Source organism: Pseudoalteromonas sp. C8, assembly GCF_011378685.1.
Taxonomy (GTDB): Bacteria; Pseudomonadota; Gammaproteobacteria; order Enterobacterales; family Alteromonadaceae; genus Pseudoalteromonas; species Pseudoalteromonas arctica.
The window spans coordinates 1-259 of sequence record NZ_WTKT01000092.1 but is presented as its reverse complement, the minus strand read 5'-3'; the positions used below and the strand labels follow the sequence as shown (position 1 = coordinate 259).

Here is a 259-nt window from a genome sequence, read left to right as displayed (position 1 = left end):
ATTTCTGGGACTTTATCAGCTTAACGCCAGAAGCAATGAACATGGTAATGTGGACCATGTCTGATCGTGCAATTCCTCGCTCATTACGCTTTATGGAAGGTTTTGGGGTACATACTTTTAAATTAATTAATGCTAAAAAAGAAGAGAAATTTGTTAAATTCCATTGGAAACCTAAATTTGGAATGCAGTCAGTGGTATGGAATGAAGCGCTTAAATTAAACGGTGCAGATCCAGACTTTCATCGTCGTGATATGTGGGA

1 protein-coding gene is annotated in these 259 nt (G+C 37.8%); it reads left to right on the top strand.

Translation table 11 applies throughout. From position 1 onward, the window contains the following. Positions 1–259, top strand: a 259-nt coding sequence (locus GQR39_RS20160) for a catalase (RefSeq protein ID WP_165736438.1), incomplete at both ends; no start/stop codon positions are given.